Origin of the sequence: Streptomyces sp. NPDC032472 (assembly GCF_040636955.1) — a bacterium.
Lineage (GTDB): Bacteria > Actinomycetota > Actinomycetes > Streptomycetales > Streptomycetaceae > Streptomyces.
Genome location: NZ_JBEZVK010000027.1, coordinates 84,870 through 105,634, shown reverse-complemented (window position 1 = coordinate 105,634; position 20,765 = coordinate 84,870). Strand labels below are relative to the sequence as shown.

The window sequence follows — 20,765 nt, the reverse complement described above, 5'->3', positions numbered from 1 at the left end:
CAGGAAACCCGGCTCCGCCGGGCACCGGGCTCCGCCCGGACCCGCGCCTCAAACGCCGGCGAGGCTGGAATTGCCGGGCCCCGGTTTCGAGGGGGGCGGGGGCTGGATGTGCCGGGCCTCCGAGGGCCTGGCGGGTAGGGTCAGGCCGCCGGGGGCCGGGGGCGCGGCGGGGCCCGATAGATTGGCCGTGTGCTCTCTCGCCTCACACGTCTGCCGCGTCCCGCCGCCTTGGCCGCCTGCGCCGCGCCCGTGCTCGGCCTGTTCGCCGTGGCGGCCCTCGCGCCGCTGCCCTTCGTGATCGCGCAGCCCGGGCTCACGGCCGACGTGCTCGGGGCCCGCGACGGCAAGCCCGTGATCACCGTCACCGGCGCGCCCGCCCGGGCGACCACCGGGCAACTGCGGATGACCACCATCGAGGCCACCGGCCCCTCCACCTCGGTGAAGCTGCCCGAGCTGCTCGGCGACTGGTTCGACAGCAAGCGGGCGGTCCTGCCCAAGGAGGCCGTCTACCCGACGGGCGGAAGCGACAAGGACATCGAGGCCCACAACCTGGAGCAAATGGCCACCTCCCAGACGAACGCCGCCCGGGCCGCCCTCGGATTCCTGCACAAGGACCCCAAGGACGTGAAGGTCGACCTGAACCTCGCCGACGTCGGCGGCCCCAGCGCCGGCCTGCTGTTCTCCCTCGGCATCGTCGACAAGCTCGACGGCGACGGCAGCGGCGGCGACCTCACCGGCGGCCGCGTCATCGCCGGTACGGGAACGATCAGCGAGGACGGCAAGGTCGGCGCGGTCGGCGGCGTGGCCCTGAAGACCCAGGCCGCCCAGCGCGACGGGGCGAGCGTCTTCCTCGTACCGGAGGCGGAGTGCGCGGACGCCCGCTCCGAACTGCCCGAGGGGCTTCGGCTGATCCCGGTCACTTCACTGAAGGACGCGGTCGGCGCACTGCGCTCGCTGAACCGGGGAGAGCCGGTTCCGACCTGCTGACGGGTTCGCGCTCCATCGACCGCCACGCCGGGAACACCAGCGGCGCGAGCGTGACGAGCAGGTAGACCCCGCCGAAGGCCAGCAGCGCCCGGGACGTGCCGAACGCGTCGACCAGCAGGCCCGCCGCGAGCCCGCCCAGCGGCATGGTCAGCTCGCAGCCGGCCAGGGTCACCCCGGAGACGCGGCTGCGCAGCTCCTCGGGCACCTTCTCGTACATGACGGTGCCGAGGATCGGGTTGAGCATGCCCGCACCCAACCCGGCGAGCACCATCGTCACGGCCAGCGGCAGCGCGGTGCCGGTGAGCCCCGCGACCACGTAGCGCGTGGCCCCGGAGACGAGGAAGGCCGCGGCGAAGACGACCCGGCGCGGGTGGCGCTCGCCCCACGCGCCGTACAGCAGGGCGCCCAGCAGGGCGGCGCCGCCGAAGAGGGAGAACATCAGGCCGACGGCGGCGGCCCCGCCGAGGGCCTCGCGGCCGTGGACGGGCAGCAGCACCGCGGACCAGCCCTGGTCCAGGCCGTTGGTCATCATCACCATCAGGGTGATGCCCGCGAGCAGCCGGGAACGGGTCAGGAAGCGCCAGCCCTCGGCGAGTTCGGCCCGGTAGCGGGCGAAGGACGCCTTCTCCTCGGCCGGTTGGGGCTCGGCGGCCGGGATGCCGCGGACGAAGGCGGCGACGAGCAGCGCGGAGACGCCGAAGGTGGCGGCGTCGAGCAGCAGGACGGCCTCGGCGCCCAGGACCGCGATCAGTACGCCGGCCGCCGCGGCCCCGATCATCCGCGCCCCGCGGAAGACCGCGTCGAACAGGCTGGACGCGCGGGCGACGGTGGTGCCGGCGTGCTCGGCGAGGTGCGGCACCAGGACGGAGCGGGCAGTCAGGCCGGGGGTGTGAACGAGGCCGCCGAGGGCCATCAGCGCGCACAGCATCCAGAAGTCCAGCAGGTGCGCGTAGTGCAGCAGGGGTATCGCGCCGACCGACACGGCGCAGACGAGGTCGGAGGCGGCCGAGACGCGGCGGCGGCCGATCCGGTCGATGACGGGGCCGCCGGCCAGGGCGGCGACGACGATGGGCAGGGTGGCGCAGAAGGCGACGATCCCGGCCCGGCCGGCGCTGCCCGTGGTCTGCAGGACGAACCACGGGACGCCGATCAGGGTGAGTGAACTTCCTGCGGTGGAGATGGTGTTGGCGGCCAGGACGGCGGCGAGGGGCCGTCTGCTCATCCCGCGGCCCGCGTGTGCAGACGGGCGGGCTCCACGGGGGCCATCAGCCTGCGGCCGGTGCGGACCAGGGCCTCGCCCATCCGGTTGCGCAGGGCGGGGGCGAACGGCGCGCGGGGCCCGGCGGCCTCCCGGGCCAGGCCCGCGGCGGCGGCCTCGGCGGCCAGTTCGGCGGTGCGGGCGGCGTGGATCCGGGTGGCGTACCCGGCCTGGATCTCGTCGTGCGTGAAGGCGTGCACGGCAGGACTCCTTCTACGGGGAAACGGGAGGGGGGAGATGAAGGGGGAGATGAAGGGCGTCGGCCCGGAGGGCCTATTCGCCGGAGTGCCGCGGGAAGGCGTGCGTGTGGATGCGGACGACCTCGGCGCCCTCGGCCTGCGGCAGGTCGCTGTAGGACCGGACCAAGTCGTGCATCTTGCGCACCAGTTCGAGCGACTGCTCCGGGGTCAGCCGCAGCGTGAAGTCGCTGAGGTCGCTGCCGCGCCGCCACTCGACGGGCCAGATGTCGGCGCGGCCCAGCCAGGCGTTGACCTCCTGGGCGTGGATCGTGGCGATCTCGTGCAGGAAGACGTCGGCGGCGCCGCGGGTCTCGGCGTCGGCGGAGAACACCAGCGACTCGTCGAACTGCGTGCACTCCTGGGCCGCCCGCCACCAGCGCTCGCGGCCCTTGCCGTGCTCCGGGGCGTCCTCGACGAACCCGTGCGCGGCGAGCTGGCGCAGGTGGTAGCTGGTGGCACCGCTGGACTCGCCGAGCCGCTCGCCCAGCTGCGAGGCGGTGGCCGGCCCGTCCTGGCGCAGAGCGGCCAGCAACCGCATGCGCAGGGGGTGGGCGAGGCCGCGCAGGGAGCGGGCGTCGAGGCTCCGCACCTGCGGGGGCTGCGGAGCCTCTGGGGCTTCCGGGACTTCCGGCACTTCCGGGGCTTCCGGCTCTTCGGGCATGCCTCCACAGTAGAGATGCAAAGAAACCTATGCAAGGGTTTCTTTGCAACGCTTCCTTTGGAACTGGCCGTTCCGCCCTCCGTGCGCTCAGCCCTCCTGTGCCGCCTGCTCCACCAGCGGGATCACCCGCAGCGGCACCGGGTTCTCCATCACGATCGCCGTCGAGGCCCGCACGATCCCGTCGAAGGCCACCACCCGGTCGATCACCCGCTGCAGATCGGCGTTGGACCGGGCGACGAGCCGGCACAGCATGTCCCCGTGCCCCGTCGTCGTGTGCAGCTCCAGCACCTCCGGCACCCCGCTCAGGTGGGCCCGTACGTCCGCGCCCTGGCCCTGTTTGATCTCCAGCGTGGCGAAGGCGGTCACCGGATACCCCAGCGCCGCCGGATCGACCTGCGGGCCGAACCCGCGGATCACCCCGTTCGACTGGAGCCGGTCGAGCCGCGCCTGCACCGTGCCGCGCGCCACGCCGAGCCGCCGCGAGGCCTCCAGCACCCCGATCCGCGGTTCGCGGGCCAGCAGGACGATGAGCCGGCCGTCGAGTTCGTCGATGCCCATGGATCCTTTTCCTCCGTGCTGTCCAGTGTCGCCCCGGGAGTGGTCATCCTGCACAGATGTTTCAGCAATGCTGCGGCCCGGCTGTGCAGCTTGTACAGCAGAACAGGAAACTATTGCGCAGCTTGTGGATCGGCGGGACTCTGCGCTCATGACTGAGTCTTTGGTGAACCTGGAAACCACCCCGCACACCGCGCGTGAGGCAGACCCCTTCCCGGTGAAGGGCATGGACGCGGTCGTCTTCGCCGTCGGCAACGCCAAGCAGGCCGCGCACTACTACTCGACCGCCTTCGGCATGAAGCTCGTCGCCTACTCCGGACCGGAGAACGGCGTCCGCGAGACGGCGAGCTACGTGCTGACCAACGGCTCGGCCCGCTTCGTCCTGACCTCGGTCATCAAGGCGAGCACGGACCGCGGCCGCTTCCTCGCCGAGCACGTCGCCGACCACGGCGACGGCGTCGTCGACCTCGCCATCGAGGTCCCCGACGCACGCGCCGCCTACGCGTACGCCGTCGAGCAGGGCGCCCGCGGCCTGGACGAGCCGTACGAGGTGTCCGACGAGAACGGCACCGTCGTCCTCGCCGCCATCGCCACCTACGGCCAGACCCGCCACACGCTGGTCGAGCGCAAGAACTACACCGGCCCCTACCTGCCGGGGTACGTTGCCGTCGACCCGATGGTCGAGCCGCCGGCCAAGCGGACCTTCCAGGCCATCGACCACTGCGTCGGCAACGTCGAGCTCGGCCGCATGAACGAGTGGGTCGCGTTCTACAACAAGGTCATGGGCTTCACGAACATGAAGGAGTTCGTGGGCGACGACATCGCGACCGAGTACTCGGCGCTGATGTCGAAGGTCGTCGCGGACGGCACCCTCAAGGTGAAGTTCCCGATCAACGAGCCGGCGATCGCGAAGAAGAAGTCGCAGATCGACGAGTACCTGGAGTTCTACGGCGGCGCCGGCGTCCAGCACATCGCGCTGGCCTCCAACGACATCGTCGCCACCGTGCGGTCGATGCGGGCCGCGGGCGTGCAGTTCCTCGACACCCCGGACTCGTACTACGACACGCTGGGCGAGTGGGTCGGCGACACGCGTGTGCCGATCGAGACCCTGCGCGAGCTGAAGATCCTGGCGGACCGGGACGAGGACGGCTACCTGCTGCAGATCTTCACCAAGCCGGTGCAGGACCGGCCGACGGTCTTCTTCGAGATCATCGAGCGGCACGGGTCGATGGGCTTCGGCAAGGGCAACTTCAAGGCGCTGTTCGAGGCGATCGAGCGGGAGCAGGAGAAGCGCGGCAACCTCTGACCTCTGCGGTTGTGCTGCGGCTGCCGCCGCGGTCCCCGGCCCCCTGAGCCCCTCCGGCCCAGGGGGCCGTCGCCGTCCCCGCTGCGCGGAGCCACCCCCTCCCCACCCCTTCCCGAAACCGGGGCCTCCGCCCCCGGCCCCCACCCGCCTCAAACGCCGGCGGGGCTCCGACAACCGCCCGCTCCGCCACTGGCGGCACATTCAGCCCCCGCCGGCGGTACACCCAGCCTCGCCGGCGATTGAGGCGCGGGGCGGTGGGGCGGAGCCCCGTTACGGGTCTGCGGGGGACTCGGACGGGGTGGGGGTCGGCCGGGGCGGCTCCCGCTTGGGGTTCGGCTTCGGCGCCGCCGGCGTCGGCTTCGGCGAGGGCGACGGGGACGGCGGAGCGGACGGCGTCGGGGACGCCGTCGGGAGGTCCACCGGGACCCACGGGACGCGCGGCTGCATGTTCTCCGGCCCGCCCGGCGGCGGCTGCCCGACCGAAGCCAGGGCCTCCCGCGCCAGCGGCCCCCGCACCGGCGAGAACTCCGGGTTCGTGCGCAGCGCTTCCTGCAGGTGCCGCCGCGCCCCCGCCTCGTCGCCGAGCCCCTGCTCGACCACCCCCAGGTGGTACGCGAAGTCCGCACTCCGCATCCCGCGGTCCGTGGCCTTCTTCGCGTACTCCAAGGCGGCCGCGTCATCGCCGCCCTTGTGCAGCGCCCACCCCAGCGCATCGGCCACCTGCATGCTCTTGTGCCGCGTCCACTCCTCCCGCAGCCGCCGCACCGCCGCCGCCGGATCGCCGTGGTCCGCCTCGTACAGCCCGAGGACCACCTCCTCGTTCACGCCCTGCGCGGTGCCCCGCGCCGCCACCGTCCGCAGCAGCCCGTACGCCGCCCGCGCCTCCTCCCGGCGCCCCAGCGACTCCAGCAGCTCGCCCAGCTCCAGCGCCAGCCGCGGCACCGGCGCCCGCCCCAGCGCCATCCGGTAGTCCCGCACCGCCTCCCCGCCCCGGCCCAGCCCCGCCAGCGCCCGGGCCCGGCCGCCCAGGGCCTCCGCCTGCCCCGGATCCGTGCGCAGCGCGGCCTCGTACTGGCGCAGCGCCTCCCCGGGGTCGCCCCGCTCCCACGCCAACTCCCCGATCCGGTACAGCACGTACGCCTTCTCCGCCGGCGACTTCGCCGCGCCCGCCGCGCTCTCCATCGCCATCGCCGCGTCCTCGCGCCAGCCGCGGTCCCGGTAGACCTGCGAGGCCCGCAGGTACGCCGCCACGCCCGGCCGCAGGTCCACCAGCCGCTGCATGGCCGTCTCGGCGGCCTTGTAGTCCCCGAGCCCGGTGTACGCGTCCACCAGCACCGGGTACGCCGTCCACCGCTGCGGCCCCTGCGCCCGCAGCAGCTCGCCCCACTTGCGGCCCGTCCCGAAGTCCCCGCGGGCATTGGCCAGGCTGCCCATGCCCGTCATCGCCTCGACGTTGCCCTTCTCCGCCGGCCGCAGCTCCAGCGAGCGCTTCAGCGCCTTCTCCGCCTTCGGGTACCAGCCCGGGTCCGCGGTGCGGCGCCCCTGCTCCAGGTACGCCGACCCCAGCACCGCCCACGACGCGTCGTCCCGCGGATGCGCCTCGAGCCACTTCTCCCGGTCCGCGACCAGCGCCGTCAGGTCCACGGCGGAGGCCGGGGCGCCCCTGCCGACCGCCGAGGCGGCCCGCTCCATCGGTCCCGGCGGGCGGGCGTCGTCCGCCGGGCGGGCCGGCCGGATCAGCAGGGCCCCGGCGATCAGGACCACCGCGATGGCGGCCGCCACGACCGTTTTGCGGCCGGTGAACGTCACGGGCGGCGCCGGCTGCTGCGCTTCCTCCTCGATACGGTCCATGAGGTTCACTGTGCGTCAATATGAATGGCTCGCCGAGGTGTCCGAAGCCTGCCGCGGCCGTGTTCACACCGATGGCCCCGGCTGCCACGCTGAGCCCATGGATCTCATGGTTGACGAGCCGACCGCACGTCTGCGCGCGAGCCTCCTCGAAGGGCTCCCCGCCGAGGCCCTCCTCACCGACCCCGAGGTGACCTCCTCCTACGCCACCGACATGGCCGCCTTCTGCCCCGCCGGCACCCCGGCGGCCGTGGCCCTGCCCCGCACCGTCGAACAGGTGCAGCACGTCCTGCGCACCGCCACCGCCCTACGCGTCCCCGTCGTCCCGCAGGGCGCCCGCACCGGCCTGTCCGGCGCCGCGAACGCCTCCGACGGCTGCATCGTGCTCTCCCTCGTCAAGATGGACCGCATCGTCGAGGTCAACCCCGTCGACCGGATCGCCGTCGTCGAACCGGGCGTCGTCAACGCCGTGCTCTCGCGGGCCGTCGCCGAGCAGGGCCTGTACTACCCGCCCGACCCCTCCAGCTGGGAGCAGTGCACCATCGGCGGCAACATCGGCACCGCCTCCGGCGGCCTGTGCTGCGTCAAGTACGGGGTCACCGCCGAATACGTGCTCGGCCTCGACGTCGTCCTCGCCGACGGACGGCTGCTGCGCACCGGCCGGCGCACCGCCAAGGGCGTCGCCGGCTACGACCTCACCCGCCTCTTCGTCGGCTCCGAGGGCAGCCTCGGCGTCGTCGTGCGCGCCGTCCTCGCGCTGAAGCCCGCCCCGCCCCGGCAGCTCGCGCTGGCCGCCGAGTTCCCCTCCGCCGCGGCCGCCTGCGCGGCCGTCTGCGCCGTCATGGAGGCCGGCCTGACCCCGTCCCTGCTGGAGCTGATGGACGGCACCACGGTCCGTGCCGTCAACGCCCTCGGGAGGATGGGCCTGCCCGAGACCACCGAGGCCCTGCTGCTCGCCGCCTTCGACACCCCGCAGGCGCCCGAGGAGCTCGCCGCCGTGGGGGAGCTGTGCACCGCGGCCGGCGCCACCGCCGTGGTTCCCGCCGAGGACGAGGCGGAGTCCGAACTGCTGCTCCAGGCCCGCCGGATGTCCCTGACCGCCCTGGACGCCCTGCGGCCCGCGACCATGATCGACGACGTCTGCGTACCGCGCTCGCGGCTCGCCGAGATGCTCGAGGGGACCGCCGCCATCGCCCGCGCGCACGACCTCCTCATCGGCGTCTGCGCCCACGCCGGCGACGGGAACACCCACCCCGTGGTCTGCTTCGACCCCGCGGACGAGGACGAGACGCGGCGGGCCCGGGCGTCCTTCGACGAGATCATGGCGCTCGGCCTCTCCCTCGGCGGGACCATCACCGGCGAACACGGCGTCGGCGTCCTGAAGAAGGAGTGGCTCGCCCGGGAACTGGGGCCGGTGGGGCTCCAGATGCAGCAGGCGGTCAAGCAGGCGTTCGACCCGCTCGGCCTGCTCAACCCCGGAAAGCTCTTCTGAGCCGCTCGCCCCGGGCCGTCCGAGCCGTCCGGGGCCGGCCGGGCGTACGGGCTGCCCCGGGCCCGCGGGGCTCGTGGGGCGCGCCGGGCGTACGGGCTGCCCCGGGCGTATGGGCTCGACCAGGCGCATGTGCCCGCGCACGCCGCGCTTCACCGGGCCCCGCATCACAGGTCACCGCCGTCCGCCGACTCGTCCGAGGGCCACGGGTCGCGCATCCACAGCTCGTCGGCCGGGGTCGGCGCGAGCAGCACCGCCAGCGCGGCGTCCAGGCCCAGCCGCTCGGCCTCGGTGCCCGGCGGCACCACGCGCAGGGTGCGCTCCAGCCAGGTCGACACCGTGCCGGCCGGGGCCTGGAGCAGGGCGTCGCCGTCGGGGGAGCTGAGGGCCATGCACAGCACCGCCTTGTCCTCGACCTTGGCGGGCCAGACGCGGACGTCGCCGTGCCCGCACGGGCGGAACACCCCCTCCACCAGCAGCTCGCGGGCGAAGGTCCAGTTGACCGGGGTGCTGGAGCCGGTGTGGAAGGTGATGTGGACGGCGTACGGATCGTCCGTGAGGTAGACCAGCCGGGCCGGGACCGGCACGGTGCGCTCGGGGGACAGGACCAGTTTCAGTTCGAGCTCGCGCTCGATGACGGGGTGGTGCATCGCGGCCTCGCTTCGGTTCGGTGTGCGGGGCCGGCGTGTGGCCCCGCCCTTGCAGAGAGCGCCCGTGTGCCCGGGTATGACGCGACTTCGCGCACCGGATCGCGGATTGGCCGGAACCTTTCGGCTGGCCGAAAACCGCTCTGATGGGCGACGTTCGCCCGAAGGCTTGGATTCTCCCGTTACCCGACCTGTCGGGCCGCGGTTCTTGGCTATGGTCCTGCCCTTGCACAAGCCTCAAGCCACGATCGGAGTTGGGGACATGACGGCCTCCCCTGGTGACGGCGAGCACGCGGCCCGCGAGGGCTACTACCCCGATCCGTCCATCCCCGGCTACGTCCGGTACTGGAACGGCCTGTCCTGGGTGCCCGGTACGAGCCGCCCCGCCACCCCGGCCGACGAGACGGGCCCGGTGTTCCTGGACGACACCTCCGTGACCGAGGCGCTGTCCGACTCCGGGCCGCGGCCCGCACCCCGCCCGGTCCCGACGCCCGCCCCCGTGCCCGCCCCCACCCCCTCGGTGCCCGCCCCGGCCCCGGCTCCCGAGGCCGCCTGGCAGGCCGATCCGCTGCACCAGTCCGGCTTCGGCGGCCCGCACGACCGCCGCATCTCCTGGGGCAGCCGCCCCGAGCCGGAGCCCGACCCCGGGCACGCGCCCGCCCGTTCGACCGGGATCTCGCTGGGCCGCGGCCCGCGCCCCGAGCCGCTGGACCGGGCGGACCGGCCGGACCTCGCCGACCTGGCGGACATGGCCGACATGGCCGACCTGGCCGGGCCGGCGGACTTCGCGGAACCGGCCGACGCGGTGGGGCGCGGCCCCGGGGTGTCGTTCGCCCGTACCCCGGCCGCCGCGGCGGCGGCCCGCTCCGGCGCCGAGGGGATCGGCACCCTCTCGGCCCGCTCCCCGGCCGCCACCACCCAGGCCCCCGCCGGCGCCCCCGCCCCGTCGCCCGCCTCCGGCCCCGACACCGCCTGGCCCGCCGCCCCCGGAGGCGGCGCCGCATCCGGACTCACCTCCTCCTGGCCCGAGGCCGCACCCCGCCGCACCCCGCCGGCCCCCCGCCCCGAGCCCGACTGGGAACCCCGCACCACGCCCCGCCGCGACCCGGCATGGGACCCCGAGCCCCCCTCGGGCCCCACCTGGCAGCCCCGCACCACGGGCCCCGGCACGGCCGCAGCGGACGCCCCCCGGCGCGAGCCGGTCTGGGAGCCGGCCTGGGAGACCGGGGCTGCCGTAACGGGCGGCCCCGGCGCCGACGCCCCGCAGCGCAACGGAGATCCGGGCCGGCAGCCCCGCCCGGAGGGCCTCGGCGCGGACCGCCTGGAGGCCCTGTACGCGGAGCCGCCCCGGGAAGCCCGTACGCCGGTGTCCGAGGAGCCGGAGACGCCCCTCGGGTCGGGCTGGGAGCCGCGTACCGCCGACCCCGCGGACCCGGCGGCCGACCGCGCGCCGCAGGGCCCCCAGCGGGCGCGTACGGCCGGACCGGACCCCGACTCCTGGGCGGCCCGCGCCTCCCGCGCCTCCCGGGCGGCCGCCGCCGAAGCCGCACAGGCGCAGGCGCCGGCCGAACCCCGTACGGCCAGAGGGCCTGCCGCGACGACCCCCGGGCCGCGGCAGGCCCCCGGCGGCACGGCCCCGGCGGCCCCAACCACCCCGGCCTCCCCGGCGGCCCAGACGGCCAAGGCGCCCCACCGCCCCACCGACCGCTCGGTGTTCGAGGACATGGCCGAGCGGGCGGTGCGTCCCTCCGGGCTGCTGCGGCGCTTCGTGGCCCGGTCCCTGGACACCGCCGTGTACTACGTCGTCGCAGCCGCGGCCGCCTGGCCCCTCGTCCCCGCGGCCACCGACCACCTGCGGGCCAAGGTGGACGCAGCCCGCGGCACCGGCCGGGTGACCACGGTCTGGCTGTTCGACACCACCATGGCGGGTTACCTGGGCGTGGTGGTGGGCGCCGTCCTGCTCTTCGGGGTGTTCTACGAGGTGCTGCCCACCGCCCGCTGGGGCCGGACCCCGGGCAAGTGGCTGCTGCGCGTACGGGTCCTGGCCGGCTCGGGCCTGCGCCCGCCCCGCTTCGGCGCGGCACTGCGCCGCTGGCTGGTGTACTGGCTCCTCGGCCCCTTCGCCGCGTTCTGGTGCCTCGTGGACCGCCCGCGCCGCAGGGGCTGGCACGACAGGGCGGCGGGGACGTACGTGGCCCGCTGACCGCGCCCGGGGCGTCCCCGGGCGCACGGGCTCGCCCGGACGGACGCCGTCCCGTTGCGGGTCGGGCGGGGCCGGGTTCGACTCGGGCCATGAGCACCGACCAGCCGCCGGGCGAGCCGCCCGAGGACGACCCGTTCCTCAAGAAGCCCCACGACCCGACGCCCCCGTCGGGCGGCTCGCCGTACGGCAGCCCGCCTCCCGGCGGCACCCCTCCCGGCGGCCCCCCGCCCCCGGGCGGCCCCTACGGCGGCGGGGCGGGCGGTACCGGCGGCGGCTACCCGCCCCCGCCCCCGGGCGGCCCGTACGGCGGTGACCCGTACGGCTCCGGCGGCGACTACGGCATGCCCGACCCGCTCGCGGGCATGCCCCCGCTCGCCCCGTTCGGCAAGCGGCTCGGGGCCCGCGTCATCGACGTGGTCATCGTGCTGGTCCCGCTGTTCCTCATCCAGTTGGCGCTCGGCACCAACCGGTACGTGGTGGAGACGAACAAGGGGGAGGACATCAGCGAGGTCTTCACCAAGTCGTACAGCGGCAGCGGCCTGCTCATGACCCTGATCTCGATCGTGGCGTACATCGGCTACGACTGGTGGTTCACGCACTCGGACGGCAGGACCGTCGGCAAGAAGGCGCTCGGCCTGCGGGTGGCGATGCTCAACGACGGCAGCGTCCCGCCCTCCGGCGCGGCCCTCTCCCGCGCCGCCGTGCTCTGGCTGCCGACCCTCGTGTGCTGCGCCTGCCTGTGGCCGCTCGCCCTGATCGTGTCGATGCTCGTGGACAAGCCGTACAAGCAGGCCCTGCACGACAAGGTGGGCAAGACGGTGGTGGTCACCGTCGGCTGAGGCCGTGACGGCAGCCGACGGCCCGCGGCCCGGAGGCTCAGTGGTGGACCGGTTGTTCGGCGGCGGCCGTCCGGGGTTCGGGCACCCGGGCGGCCGCCGCCGTGTCCGAGGGGGCCGCAGCGGGCGTGACTTCGGTAACACCCCCCGCCCCGGACCCGGCGTCGGCGCCCGCCCCGGCGGGGGCCGCGTGCCGGCCCCGGCGGCGCGGCGCGGCCGCGGTGAGCGCGACGAGCAGGCCGAGCGCGAGGGCGGCCGTGGTGATGACCGCGACCCCGAGCCCGGTGCGCGTCTGCGAGAGCAGCAGCATGGCGATCGTCGAGGCGACGACGGCGGCGGACCCGTAGAGGACCTGGGCGGCAGTGGGGCGCGGCATGGCGGTGTCCGTCCTCAAGGCGGGGAGAGGGGGGTGTGCTCAACTCGGTCGCGCGGCAAGTGACTCTACGACGGGGGATGCCCGGGCGCAGCAGCCGGTAAGCGTGACCTGACCCACGGTGGCCGTAGCGCGGGGGGCGCACGGGTTCATGACCCCGTCTCACATGGTGGTCGGGAAACCCCCTTCGTCCCTTATCGCTGGGGATCGTCCGGATAGCGGAACTGCCTGACCGCATAGTGCAGTTGTAAGGAAGAAGTCAAGGTCTGTCTTTTCTTTAGACTCTCCGGTCAAATGTCGTCACTTGAGACGCGCGCCGCGCGGAACCCCCCACCCTTTCGGAGACGTTCCGACCTGTGTCGCGGCCGCGGGAGGGGAACGACATCAAGTGACCAGCATGTCCAACCGCCGACGAGCGCTGCGCACCGCAGCCATCGGCGTGACCCTGGCCGCCACCGCGGCCTCCGGTGCCTTCTTCGCCGTCACCGCCCAGGCCAACGGTGCTCCTGCCGGCGTCCCGGCCGCCGAGAAGCAGGACCCGACCTCTCCGGCCAAGGAGCAGGTCCAGCACAACCTCGAAGGCCCGTTCAGCAAGAAGCAGGCGCAGGCCCGCGAGGCAGCCCTCGACCAGGTGCTGAGCGGCAAGAAGGACGTCGAGCAGCGCGGCGCCTCCAAGGTCGTCAAGCTCGACGACAAGAAGTACGTCGAGCTCGGCCGCGAGAAGACCGACAAGATCTTCACGATCCTCGTCGAGTTCGGCGACCAGGTCGACAGCTCGACCATGTTCGACCCGGACGGCCCGGAGGGCCCCAAGCCCCCGGTCCCGAAGTACGGCGGCACGCCCGGCCCGCTGCACAACACGATCGCGCAGCCCGACCGCGCGAACAACAACAGCACCGCGTGGCGCAAGGACTTCAGCCGCGACTACTTCCAGGACCTGTACTTCGGTACCGGCCAGGGCAAGAACTCGCTGAAGACCTACTACGAGAAGACCTCCTCGGGCCGCTACTCGGTCGACGGCGAGGTCGCCGACTGGGTCAAGATCCCGTACAACGAGGCCCGCTACGGCTCGAACTACTGCGGCCAGACCAACTGCTCCAACGTGTGGGACACCGTCCGCGACGGCGTCAACGCGTGGGTGGACGCCCAGAAGAAGGCCGGCAAGACCGACGAGCAGATCAAGGCGCAGCTGTCCCAGTACGACCAGTGGGACCGCTACGACTACGACGGCGACGGCAACTTCAACGAGCCCGACGGCTACATCGACCACTTCCAGATCGTCCACGCGGGCGAGGACGAGTCGGCCGGCGGCGGTGTCCAGGGCCACGACGCGCTGTGGGCGCACCGCTGGTACGCGTACGGCACCAACACGGGCAAGACCGGCCCGGAGAACAACAAGGCCGGCGGCACCCAGATCGGCGACACCGGCATCTGGGTCGGCGACTACACGATGCAGCCGGAGAACGGCGGCCTCGGCGTCTTCGCCCACGAGTACGGCCACGACCTCGGCCTGCCGGACCTGTACGACACCACCGGCGGCGGCGAGAACTCGGTCGGCTTCTGGTCCCTGATGTCGGCGGGCTCCTGGCTCGGCGAGGGCAAGGACTCCATAGGCGACCTCCCGGGCGACATGACCGCCTGGGACAAGCTGCAGCTGGGCTGGCTGAACTACGACACGGCCAAGGCCGCGACGAAGTCCACCCACAAGCTCGGTGTGTCGGAGTACAACACCAAGGACAAGCAGGCCCTGCTCGTCGAGCTGCCGAAGAAGCAGGTCAAGACCGACGTCACCACCCCCGCCGAGGGCTCCTCGCAGTGGTGGAGCGGCATGGGTGACGACCTGAAGAACACCCTGACCCGCTCGGTCGACCTGACCGGCAAGAAGTCCGCCGCCCTGTCCCTGAAGGGCTGGTGGGACATCGAGAAGGACTACGACTTCCTCTACACCGAGGTGTCCACCGACGGCGGCGCCACCTGGACCGCCCTGGCCGGCACCGCCAACGGCAAGGCCATCCCGCTCGACGCCGCGGGCTCCCCGGCGCTGACCGACGCCTCCGGCGGCTGGCAGGACCTGAACTTCCCGCTGGACGCCTACGCCGGCAAGAAGGTCGACCTGCGCTTCCGCTACCAGACGGACGGCGGCGCGGGCGGCAAGGGCTTCACCGCCGACGCGATCAAGCTGACCGCCGACGGCGCCGCGCTGTTCACCGACGGCGCCGAGAACGGCGACAACGGCTGGACCGGCAAGGGCTTCTCCCGCATCGGCGCCGGCTTCACCAAGGAGTACGAGCAGTACTACATCGCGGAGAACCGCCGCTACGTGTCGTACGACTCCACCCTGAAGGTCGGCCCGTACAACTTCGGCTGGGCCAACACCCGCCCGGGCTGGGTCGAGCACTACCCGTACCAGGACGGCCTGCTGATCTGGCTGTGGGACAAGTCCCAGAAGGACAACAACACGAGCGTGCACCCCGGCTCGGGTCTGATCCTGCCGATCGACGCCAACGCCAAGCCCATGAAGTGGGCCGACGGCACCCTGCTGCGCAACAAGATCCAGCCGTACGACGCGCCGTTCAGCGCGTACTCGACGGACGCGTTCACGCTGCACAACAAGGGCGAGTCGCTGTTCCTGAAGCCGAAGCCCGCCAACCTGGTCTTCGACGACCACAAGGGCAAGTACTACTACGACGAGAACCCGACCGGTTCGGTGAAGGTTTCTGACACCAACACCAAGATCAAGATCGCCAAGGAGGCCTACGACGGTCTCCAGATGACGGTCGAGGTCGGCCCCTCCTCGAAGTAACCGGGTAAAACCGCAGGTCACAGCATGATCGGCCGTCGCCCCCTAGCGGGCGGCGGCCGATCGCGTTTAGATGCGGAAGCGACCTGTGTTGACCACCCTTATTGACGTCCAGCTGACGGGGGAGACGTACAGCATGCCTGCCGGAGGTTTCACCAGGCTCCCGAACGGGAGCGTCGTCGTCGCGCTGACCCTGCCCAGACCGGGCGGGGACGGCGACGACGAGGGACCCGTCCGGGTCCTCGTCCACGCGGCGAACCGGGCCCGCGCCCTGACCAGGCTGCGGAACCTGGGCCTGCGCGCCGTGTACCTGCGCGGCAACACCGCGCCACCGACCCCGGACGAGGTCACCGCCGTCCTGCACCATCCGGACGGGCTGCTGTGGCGCGCCCAGCCGGACGCCGCGGGCGAGCTCTGGCACCCGATACGGGCCCTGCTGCGGGGCTGAGGCCGCTTGCGGGCCCTGCCACGCCCAGCCAGGGCCTGCTAGGCGCTGCGGACCACCGGGGCGCCGGTCAGCGCCACCCCGGCCGCCCGGAGCTCCTCCAGGGCCCGGGCGGTGGTGTGCGGGGCCACACCTGCGGTCAGGTCCAGCAGGACGCGCGTGCGCAGGCCGGCGCGGGCCGCGTCCAGGGCGGTGGCCCGCACGCAGTGGTCCGTCGCGATGCCGACCACGTCGACCTCGGTGACGCCGCGCTCGCGCAGCCACTCGGCGAGGCCCGTGCCGTTCTCATCGGTGCCCTCGAAGCCGCTGTACGCGGCCTCGTACGCCCCCTTGTCGAAGACCGCGGCGACCGCGCCGGAGGCGATGGCCGGTGCGAGGTTCGGATGGAACCCGGCGCCCTCGGTGCCCGCGACGCAGTGCACCGGCCAGGAGGTCTCGTAGTCCGGGGCGGCCGGGGGCCGGGCGAAGTGCGGGCCCGGGTCGACGTGGTGGTCGCGGGTGGCGACGACGTGGCGGTAGCCGGCGGTGGCGTTGCCGATCAGCTCGGTGATCGCGGCGGCGACGTCGGCGCCGCCGGTGACCGCGAGGCTGCCGCCCTCGCAGAAGTCGTTCTGTACGTCGACGACGATCAGTGCGCGGTGCATTTCGCGTGCCCTTCGGCTCGGTGTGGTGATGCGGCGGCGGGCCCCTGCGGGGGGCTCTTCCCCCACCCCGCCCCTTCCCGAAACCGGGGGTGATCCAGCCCGCGCGGCGTTTGAGCGCACCGGGCGCGGAGCGCCCGGTTCTTTCAGCCCCGCCGGCGTTTGAGGCGAACGGGGTCCGGGGCGGAGCCCCCGGTTTCGGGAAGGGGCGGGGTGGGGACAGGCCCCGCGCAGCGGGAGCCGCCCGGCGGCAGCCGGTCGAGGGCCGGGCCCCCGCCGGAGGCTAGAGGTACTCGGTCGGGATCACGGCCTCGCCGCGGGAGAGCTGCGTCGCGGAGAGCGGAAGCCCGCCGCGGGCCTCGCGGTGGCGGTTCCGGGCCGCCTCCAGCGGCTCCCGAGCCACCACCTCCCCCGCCTTGACCAGCTGGACCAGCAGCTGCCGGTCCGCCAGGGCCGCAGGGACCGGCCCGGTCCCGACCACCTCGGCCTCGGCCACCCCGTCCGTGTCCAGCCGCCGCGCCGCCCACTTGCGCCCCCCGACGGACGTCTTCCCGCCGGAGGCCTTCTTCGCCACCGGCACCAGCGGCGCCTTCGGATCAGCCGACTGCGCCCGCGCCACCAGCTTGTAGACCATCGAGCACGTGGGGTGCCCGCTGCCCGTCACCAGCTGCGTACCGACCCCGTACGCATCCACCGGCGCCGCCGCCAGCGAGGCGATCGCGTACTCGTCGAGGTCCGAGGTGACCACGATCTTCGTCCGCCCGGCCCCCAGCTCGTCCAGCTGCTGCCGCACCCGGTGCGCGACCAGCAGCAGGTCCCCGGAGTCGATCCGGACCGCGCCCAGTCCCGTCCCGGCGATCTCCACGGCGGTGCGCACCGCCTCGGCCACGTCGTACGTGTCCACCAGCAGGGTGGTCCCGCCGCCCAACGAGGCCACCTGCGCGGTGAAGGCGTCCCGCTCGCTGTCGTGCAGCAGCGTGAAGGCGTGCGCGCTGGTCCCGACCGTCGGGATCCCGTACCGGAAGCCGGCCGCGAGGTCCGAGGTGGAGGTGAAGCCGCCGACGTAGGCGGCCCGCGAGGCGGCCACGGCGGCCAGCTCGTGGGTGCGCCGGGCGCCCATCTCGATCAGCGGCCGCTCCCCGGCGGCCGAGGCCATCCGGGACGCGGCGGCGGCGATCGCCGAGTCGTGGTTGAGGATCGACAGGACGACCGTCTCCAGCAGCACGCACTCGGCGAAGCTGCCCTCGACCCGCAGGATCGGCGAGCCGGGGAAGTACACCTCGCCCTCGGGGTAGCCCCAGATGTCACCCGAGAAGCGGTACGAGGAGAGCCAGTCCAGCGTCCGCATGTCGACGACGGCCCGCTCGCGCAGGAACTCCAGCACGGCGCCGTCGAAGCGGAAGTTCTCCACGGCGTCCAGGACGCGGCCGGTGCCGGCCACGACCCCGTAGCGCCGCCCCTCGGGCAGCCGCCGGGTGAACACCTCGAAGACCGAGCGGCGGTCGGCGGTGCCGTTCGCCAGGGCGGCCTGCAGCATCGTGAGCTCGTAATGATCCGTGAAGAGCGCTGTCGACGGCACGTCCACCGGCAGGCCCAGGTCCGCAGGGTTCATGCCACGGATGCTAGCGCACATTTCGTCAGAGTGACGAAATGTAGGGCCGGTTTGTGCAACGGACCCGCCACGGTGGCAGCATGGGACAAGTGAGTGTTGCTCCCATTGAGATCGAACGCACCGAGTCGGCCGAAGAGACCTCCGCGGTCCCCGAGCCCGACGTTCCCTGGGTGACCCTGGTGCACAACGACCCGGTCAACCTCATGAGCTACGTGACGTACGTGTTCCAGGCGTACTTCGGCTACACGAAGGACAAGGCGCACAAGCTGATGCTCGACGTCCACCACAAGGGGCGGGCCGTCGTCTCCAGCGGCACCCGCGAGGAAATGGAGCGCGACGTGCAGGCCATGCACGGCTACGGCCTGTGGGCCACCCTCTCCCAGGACCGCATCTGATGGGGCGCTCCGCAGCGATGTTCGAAGCCCGCAAGGGTGGCGGAGCCGCCATCGCGCTGGACGAGGTCGAGATCTCCATCCTGCGCTCCCTGGCCGTCAACCTCCTGGAGCTCATCGGGCCGGGCGCACCCGAGCCGGACGCCGACGCCGACCCGCTCGCCATGCTGTTCGCGGAGGAGCACCAGGGCCCCACCGAGAAGCCCGCCGACCCGGCGCTCGCCCGGCTCTTCCCCGACGCCTACGGCGGCCCCGGCTCCGAAGGCCAGGGCGTGGACCAGACCGAGATCGCCGCCCGCTCGGCGGAATTCCGCCGCTTCACCGAGAACGACCTGCGCGCCCGCAAGCGGGAGGACGTGCTCGCCGTCGTCCACAGCCTGAACGCCCTCACCCCCGGCGAGGACGGTTCGGCCGTGCTGGAGCTCACCGGCGAGCTCCCGCTGCGCTGGCTCGGTGCGCTCAACGACCTGCGCCTGACCATCGCCGCCCGCCTGGAGATCACCGAGGACGACGAGAGCGCGCTGCTGTTCGGGCTGCCGGACGAGGACCCGCGCAAGCCGATCTCGATGGCGTACGTGTGGCTCACCGGCCTCCAGGAGACGCTCATCGAGACCCTCTGAGACTCTCTGAGGCCCTGCGAGGGGCTCTCGGAGGGCTTCGGTGCGCCGCTGTTCGCTCAGCGGACGCTCAAATCCGGATAACGATCAGATCACCGTCATGCGGTGATCTGACTCCTTTCACCACCCATGTCCTGATTTACATGTGATCTGCGCCACATATCGGCCTCCCGGTCGGAGATCGACACGTGATAGATCTTCACGACCGCCGACGGGAACGCCACCCATGTCCCCCTCGGCCTGCTTCAACCGGCTGACCGCCGGCGTGCAACTCCATCCGTATCCGGGGGGATCGAGGACCCGATCCGCAGCCATCGAAGGCGCGGGTCGGCGTGGAGAAAGGCGCACCAACACATGACCTCTGTGCAGGTCGAGCAGCACGACAAGGCACCCGGCGAGGGCGCCGGGGCCGAGGGTGGCGAGGGATACCACCGCACACTCGGCGCCCGCCAGATCCAGATGATCGCGATCGGCGGCGCCATCGGCACCGGCCTCTTCCTGGGCGCCGGCAAGGCGATCTCGAAGGCCGGCCCGAGCCTCATCCTGGCCTACGCCATCGCAGGCCTGGTCATCTTCTTCATCATGCGCGCCCTCGGCGAGCTGCTGATGTACCGCCCCGTCGCGGGCTCCTTCTCGGACTACGCCCGGGAGTTCCTCGGCCCGTTCTGGGGATACGCCACCGGCTGGACGTACTGGCTGTTCTGGGTGGTCACCGGCATCACCGAAGTCACCGCCGCCGCCAAGTACATGACGTACTGGACCCACGACAGCTTCCCGCAGTGGGCCTACGCGCTGATCTTCACGGTCGTCCTCTACACCGCCAACCTGATCTCCGTGAAGCTCTTCGGTGAGCTGGAGTTCTGGTTCTCCATGGTCAAGGTCACCGCCATCGTCGGCATGATCCTGATCTGCGCCGGCATCCTCACCATCGGCTTCAGCGACGCCGCCGACGGCGCCACCTTCGCCAACCTGTGGAACGACCGCGGCTTCTTCCCCAACGGCATCGGCGAGACGCTGATGACCCTGCAGATCGTCGTGTTCGCCTTCCTCGCGGTCGAGCTGGTCGGCGTCACCGCCGGCGAGTCCAAGGACCCCGAGAAGACCCTGCCCAAGGCCATCAACACCGTGCCGTGGCGCATCGCCGTCTTCTACGTCGGCGCCCTCATCATGATCATGTCGGTCATCCCGTGGTCCAACTTCAAGGCCGGCGAGAGCCCCTTCGTCCTCGCCTTCGAGAAGATGGGCCTCGGCATCGGCGCCGCGATCGTCAACTTCGTGGTCCTCACCGCCGCCCTGTCCTCCTGCAACTCCGGCATGTACTCCACCGGCCGCATGCTGCGCGACCTCGCACTCAACGGCCAGGGCCCCAAGGTCTTCACCAAGCTGACCAAGAGCGGCACCCCGCTCGTCGGCACCACCTTCTCCGCCGCCCTCATGCTCGTCGGCGTCTGGATCAACTACGTCGCCCCCGGCAAGGCCTTCGACTACGTCGTCTCCTTCGCCACCATCTCCGGCATGTGGGCCTGGATCGTCATCCTCGTCTGCCAGATCCGCTACCGCGCCAAGTCCGACCGCGGCGAACTGCCCGCCTCGAAGTTCAAGGCCCCCGGCTCGCCCTGGACCAGCTGGTTCGCCCTCGCCTTCATCGCCGTCGTCATCGTGATGATGGGCATCGACGCCGACGCCCGCGTCTCGCTCTACTGCGCCCCCCTGTGGGCGCTGATCCTCGGCGTCTCCTACGCCGTCCTCAAGCGCCGCGACCCGGCCGGAGCCGCCTTCACCAAGGCCTCCTGAAGCCTGCGGGGCCCCGAACCCGGCCGGCCGTCACGGCCGGGAACCGAGGCCCCGCGGACCAC

Annotated in this window: 19 protein-coding genes; 10 read left to right on the top strand and 9 right to left on the bottom strand. The window is 72.7% G+C overall.

Features of this window, described 5'->3' with window-relative positions; genetic code table 11:
- Positions 1-189 precede the first annotated feature (189 nt).
- Positions 190-987 (top strand): S16 family serine protease, encoded by a 798-nt coding sequence (locus AB0F11_RS20265; protein WP_362175373.1) that lies wholly within the window; start codon positions 190-192, stop codon positions 985-987.
- On the opposite strand, the gene AB0F11_RS20260 is transcribed toward AB0F11_RS20265, so the two are convergent.
- The 4 genes from AB0F11_RS20260 to AB0F11_RS20245 form a co-directional block, all read right to left on the bottom strand.
- Positions 917-2,209 carry an MFS transporter gene (locus AB0F11_RS20260; RefSeq protein ID WP_362175370.1) on the bottom strand — a complete coding sequence of 431 codons (1,293 nt, stop codon included), beginning with the start codon at positions 2,207-2,209 and terminating at the stop codon, positions 917-919. The genes AB0F11_RS20265 and AB0F11_RS20260 overlap by 71 nt on opposite strands.
- Positions 2,206-2,445, bottom strand: coding sequence for a hypothetical protein (locus AB0F11_RS20255; RefSeq protein WP_362175368.1), 240 nt, complete (start codon positions 2,443-2,445; stop codon positions 2,206-2,208). Before AB0F11_RS20255 ends, AB0F11_RS20260 begins: the two co-directional genes overlap by 4 nt.
- Before the next feature lie 73 nt (positions 2,446-2,518).
- Positions 2,519-3,145, bottom strand: coding sequence for a helix-turn-helix domain-containing protein (locus AB0F11_RS20250; RefSeq protein ID WP_362175365.1), 627 nt, complete (start codon positions 3,143-3,145; stop codon positions 2,519-2,521).
- A gap of 87 nt (positions 3,146-3,232) precedes the next feature.
- Positions 3,233-3,703 (bottom strand): Lrp/AsnC family transcriptional regulator, encoded by a 471-nt coding sequence (locus AB0F11_RS20245; RefSeq protein ID WP_361920232.1) that lies wholly within the window; start codon positions 3,701-3,703, stop codon positions 3,233-3,235.
- Positions 3,704-3,851: 148 nt separating this feature from the next.
- Between AB0F11_RS20245 and hppD the strand changes: the two genes are divergently transcribed.
- Positions 3,852-5,006, top strand: a complete 1,155-nt coding sequence (hppD, locus tag AB0F11_RS20240) for a 4-hydroxyphenylpyruvate dioxygenase (protein WP_362175362.1) — start codon at positions 3,852-3,854, stop codon at positions 5,004-5,006.
- 270 nt (positions 5,007-5,276) lie between these two features.
- On the opposite strand, the gene AB0F11_RS20235 is transcribed toward hppD, so the two are convergent.
- Positions 5,277-6,857, bottom strand: coding sequence for a tetratricopeptide repeat protein (locus tag AB0F11_RS20235; RefSeq protein ID WP_362175359.1), 1,581 nt, complete (start codon positions 6,855-6,857; stop codon positions 5,277-5,279).
- A gap of 97 nt (positions 6,858-6,954) precedes the next feature.
- Here AB0F11_RS20235 and AB0F11_RS20230 point away from each other — a divergent pair, with 97 nt between their 5' ends.
- Positions 6,955-8,346, top strand: coding sequence for an FAD-linked oxidase C-terminal domain-containing protein (locus AB0F11_RS20230; protein ID WP_362175356.1), 1,392 nt, complete (start codon positions 6,955-6,957; stop codon positions 8,344-8,346).
- Between the two features lie 164 nt (positions 8,347-8,510).
- Here AB0F11_RS20230 and AB0F11_RS20225 read toward each other — a convergent pair whose 3' ends face one another.
- Positions 8,511-8,993 (bottom strand): SsgA family sporulation/cell division regulator, encoded by a 483-nt coding sequence (locus tag AB0F11_RS20225; RefSeq protein WP_362175353.1) that lies wholly within the window; start codon positions 8,991-8,993, stop codon positions 8,511-8,513.
- Positions 8,994-9,252: 259 nt separating this feature from the next.
- On the opposite strand from AB0F11_RS20225, the gene AB0F11_RS20220 reads away from it, so the two are divergent.
- Positions 9,253-11,193 (top strand): RDD family protein, encoded by a 1,941-nt coding sequence (locus AB0F11_RS20220; RefSeq protein WP_362175350.1) that lies wholly within the window; start codon positions 9,253-9,255, stop codon positions 11,191-11,193.
- Positions 11,194-11,282: 89 nt separating this feature from the next.
- Positions 11,283-12,032, top strand: coding sequence for an RDD family protein (locus tag AB0F11_RS20215; protein ID WP_362175347.1), 750 nt, complete (start codon positions 11,283-11,285; stop codon positions 12,030-12,032).
- A 37-nt stretch (positions 12,033-12,069) separates the two neighbouring features.
- Here the strand turns inward: AB0F11_RS20215 and AB0F11_RS20210 are convergent, their stop codons facing one another.
- A complete protein-coding gene (locus AB0F11_RS20210) occupies positions 12,070-12,405 on the bottom strand; it encodes a hypothetical protein (protein WP_362175344.1) in 336 nt (111 codons plus the stop codon).
- Between the two features lie 394 nt (positions 12,406-12,799).
- On the opposite strand from AB0F11_RS20210, the gene AB0F11_RS20205 reads away from it, so the two are divergent.
- Together AB0F11_RS20205 and AB0F11_RS20200 are read left to right on the top strand one after the other, a co-directional pair.
- On the top strand, positions 12,800-15,205 hold the full coding sequence (locus tag AB0F11_RS20205) for an immune inhibitor A domain-containing protein (protein ID WP_362175342.1): 2,406 nt from the start codon (positions 12,800-12,802) through the stop codon (positions 15,203-15,205).
- Between the two features lie 133 nt (positions 15,206-15,338).
- The gene (locus tag AB0F11_RS20200) at positions 15,339-15,650 is read left to right on the top strand and encodes a hypothetical protein (protein ID WP_362175390.1); all 312 of its coding nucleotides are present in this window, start codon (positions 15,339-15,341) and stop codon (positions 15,648-15,650) included.
- Positions 15,651-15,688: 38 nt separating this feature from the next.
- Here AB0F11_RS20200 and AB0F11_RS20195 read toward each other — a convergent pair whose 3' ends face one another.
- Together AB0F11_RS20195 and AB0F11_RS20190 are read right to left on the bottom strand one after the other, a co-directional pair.
- Positions 15,689-16,291, bottom strand: a complete 603-nt coding sequence (locus tag AB0F11_RS20195) for a nicotinamidase (RefSeq protein ID WP_362175339.1) — start codon at positions 16,289-16,291, stop codon at positions 15,689-15,691.
- A 280-nt stretch (positions 16,292-16,571) separates the two neighbouring features.
- Positions 16,572-17,900, bottom strand: a complete 1,329-nt coding sequence (locus AB0F11_RS20190; protein WP_362175336.1) for a nicotinate phosphoribosyltransferase — start codon at positions 17,898-17,900, stop codon at positions 16,572-16,574.
- Between the two features lie 80 nt (positions 17,901-17,980).
- Here AB0F11_RS20190 and clpS point away from each other — a divergent pair, with 80 nt between their 5' ends.
- From clpS to AB0F11_RS20175, 3 genes are all read left to right on the top strand, one after another.
- Positions 17,981-18,295 carry an ATP-dependent Clp protease adapter ClpS gene (gene clpS, locus AB0F11_RS20185; protein WP_362175333.1) on the top strand — a complete coding sequence of 105 codons (315 nt, stop codon included), beginning with the start codon at positions 17,981-17,983 and terminating at the stop codon, positions 18,293-18,295.
- Entirely contained in the window at positions 18,295-18,912 is a 618-nt protein-coding gene (locus AB0F11_RS20180) for a DUF2017 domain-containing protein (protein WP_362175331.1), read from the top strand. The genes clpS and AB0F11_RS20180 overlap by 1 nt, the downstream gene beginning before the upstream one ends.
- Positions 18,913-19,263: 351 nt before the next feature.
- Complete coding sequence (locus tag AB0F11_RS20175) at positions 19,264-20,703, top strand: amino acid permease (RefSeq protein WP_362175328.1); 1,440 nt, start codon at positions 19,264-19,266, stop codon at positions 20,701-20,703.
- The last annotated feature ends 62 nt before the right edge of the window (positions 20,704-20,765 follow it).

Coding starts and splice junctions, on each gene's coding strand:
- AB0F11_RS20260 (WP_362175370.1), bottom strand. CDS start 2,209: ATGAGCAGACGGCCCCTCGCCGCCGTCCTGGCCGCCAACACCATCTCC.
- AB0F11_RS20250 (WP_362175365.1), bottom strand. CDS start 3,145: ATGCCCGAAGAGCCGGAAGCCCCGGAAGTGCCGGAAGTCCCGGAAGCC.
- AB0F11_RS20245 (WP_361920232.1), bottom strand. CDS start 3,703: ATGGGCATCGACGAACTCGACGGCCGGCTCATCGTCCTGCTGGCCCGC.
- hppD (WP_362175362.1), top strand. CDS start 3,852: ATGACTGAGTCTTTGGTGAACCTGGAAACCACCCCGCACACCGCGCGT.
- AB0F11_RS20235 (WP_362175359.1), bottom strand. CDS start 6,857: ATGGACCGTATCGAGGAGGAAGCGCAGCAGCCGGCGCCGCCCGTGACG.
- AB0F11_RS20230 (WP_362175356.1), top strand. CDS start 6,955: ATGGATCTCATGGTTGACGAGCCGACCGCACGTCTGCGCGCGAGCCTC.
- AB0F11_RS20225 (WP_362175353.1), bottom strand. CDS start 8,993: ATGCACCACCCCGTCATCGAGCGCGAGCTCGAACTGAAACTGGTCCTG.
- AB0F11_RS20220 (WP_362175350.1), top strand. CDS start 9,253: ATGACGGCCTCCCCTGGTGACGGCGAGCACGCGGCCCGCGAGGGCTAC.
- AB0F11_RS20215 (WP_362175347.1), top strand. CDS start 11,283: ATGAGCACCGACCAGCCGCCGGGCGAGCCGCCCGAGGACGACCCGTTC.
- AB0F11_RS20210 (WP_362175344.1), bottom strand. CDS start 12,405: ATGCCGCGCCCCACTGCCGCCCAGGTCCTCTACGGGTCCGCCGCCGTC.
- AB0F11_RS20205 (WP_362175342.1), top strand. CDS start 12,800: ATGTCCAACCGCCGACGAGCGCTGCGCACCGCAGCCATCGGCGTGACC.
- AB0F11_RS20200 (WP_362175390.1), top strand. CDS start 15,339: ATGCCTGCCGGAGGTTTCACCAGGCTCCCGAACGGGAGCGTCGTCGTC.
- AB0F11_RS20195 (WP_362175339.1), bottom strand. CDS start 16,291: ATGCACCGCGCACTGATCGTCGTCGACGTACAGAACGACTTCTGCGAG.
- AB0F11_RS20190 (WP_362175336.1), bottom strand. CDS start 17,900: ATGAACCCTGCGGACCTGGGCCTGCCGGTGGACGTGCCGTCGACAGCG.
- clpS (WP_362175333.1), top strand. CDS start 17,981: ATGGGACAAGTGAGTGTTGCTCCCATTGAGATCGAACGCACCGAGTCG.
- AB0F11_RS20180 (WP_362175331.1), top strand. CDS start 18,295: ATGGGGCGCTCCGCAGCGATGTTCGAAGCCCGCAAGGGTGGCGGAGCC.
- AB0F11_RS20175 (WP_362175328.1), top strand. CDS start 19,264: ATGACCTCTGTGCAGGTCGAGCAGCACGACAAGGCACCCGGCGAGGGC.